Source organism: Pseudomonas saxonica, from assembly GCF_007858365.1.
Lineage (GTDB): Bacteria > Pseudomonadota > Gammaproteobacteria > Pseudomonadales > Pseudomonadaceae > Aquipseudomonas > Aquipseudomonas saxonica.
Map to the genome: position 1 here is coordinate 1 of NZ_VFIO01000030.1, position 1,472 is coordinate 1,472.

Sequence of the window (1,472 nt, forward strand, 5' to 3'; positions counted from 1 at the left end):
ACGACGAAGAAAGCGGACTACACTACAACCGCCATCGCTACTACAATCCCAACACCGGCCGCTACCTGACCCCCGACCCGATCAAACTGGCGGGCGGACTCAACAGCTACCAGTACGTGCCCAACCCCACGGGGTGGGTGGATCCGTTGGGGTTGATGAGTGTTGAGGGGGATTGTCCGGGGGGACAAAAGACTAGTAGTACAAGCCTAAAAGCAAACGATTTTGGACGCGTTGAAGGCACATATTCTGCGATTAAACCTGGGCCATTAACGGATAACATTGCAGAAACTTTTTCGGGAGGGCGGTACACCGTGGTAACTATTGATAACGATATTTCTCTTTACCGTGCTGGTACTGCCGACAAACCTCTTGGACAGTTCTTTAGTAGTGAACCACCAATAAGCATTTTGCAAACAAGGATAGATAAAGCTGTTCTACCAGAGTGGCCCAATGGAGCAAAATCCCCTGTAGATACTGTTTTTAGAGTTAAAATACCCTCTGGAACAAAAATATATATAGGTGAGACCGGGTCGCAAGGAGGCGTTTATATAGGTGGAACTCAACAAATAGTGGTCTCAAAACCCTGGACTATAGATGGAATAAAAGTGATCAGCTCGGAGCCTTTAAAATGAACAAGCTAGACGATATTAAACTAACCCTGAAAAAAATGATTTTTTTACTCCGTGCTGAAAACTATGAGGGCTGGGTGGAAACCCTAGAAGCAATAAACTTGGACTCTAACCAAAGTCTAAAATCTATATCCAAGGACATTCTGTCCATTTACGGTGGAGCTGGCTCAGTCAACGATATTGTTTTCTACAAAGAAGGCCAATCACTAACAGACAAAAACAACGAATTTGACGAGCTAAGAACCCACCTGTATGAACTTTGTAAAATGTTCATCAATGAAGGCATTCAATATAAAACACCGTAGCAGCCATCACGCACTTGCTATATTTACACTTCCACCTCAATTATAATGAGGTGGTTAAAAAGTAAAACTCCAATATTCCCATACTTGAGAGATACATAAGACATCTGAAGTCCAAGATTAATAGCCAAGGGAATGGACGGCAAGACCACCCAATTTATCTGGCAAGACGACCGGCTGATCGCCGAAAACATCTACCAAAAAGGTGTTAAGGGCTGGCCGTTGTACCGCAGCTACGTATACGAACCCGGCACCTTCAAACCGATGGCCCTGCTAAAAGGCCACGGCACAACCAACGAGGTCTACTACTACCAGCTCGACCACCTGGGCACCCCACAAGAACTCACCGACGAGGCAGGCAAAATCGTCTGGTCGGCCTATTACCGGGCCTACGGTAACGTCGTCAAATTCGATATCAACGAAATCAGCAACCCGCTGCGTTTTCAGGGCCAGTATTACGACGAAGAAAGCGGACTACACTACAACCGCCATCGCTACTACAATCCCAACACCGGCCGCTACCTGACCCCCGACCCGATCA

At 46.6% G+C, this 1,472-nt stretch carries 2 protein-coding genes and 1 pseudogene; all 3 read left to right on the forward strand.

The features are described from left to right. Window positions 1-632: RHS repeat-associated core domain-containing protein (locus tag FJD38_RS25050; protein WP_280116039.1), on the forward strand; the 632-nt coding region annotated here is incomplete at its 5' end. Further along, window positions 629-934 carry a DUF6966 domain-containing protein gene (locus tag FJD38_RS24360; protein ID WP_146388033.1) on the forward strand — a complete coding sequence of 102 codons (306 nt, stop codon included), beginning with the start codon at window positions 629-631 and terminating at the stop codon, window positions 932-934. The genes FJD38_RS25050 and FJD38_RS24360, both read left to right, overlap by 4 nt. 114 nt (window positions 935-1,048) lie before the next feature. Beyond that, window positions 1,049-1,472: pseudogene (locus FJD38_RS24365) on the forward strand (RHS repeat domain-containing protein); the annotation flags it as partial.

What these genes read in the sequence shown, in the direction of transcription:
- FJD38_RS24360 (WP_146388033.1), top strand. Translation starts at nt 629, where the DNA reads ATGAACAAGCTAGACGATATTAAACTAACCCTGAAAAAAATGATTTTT.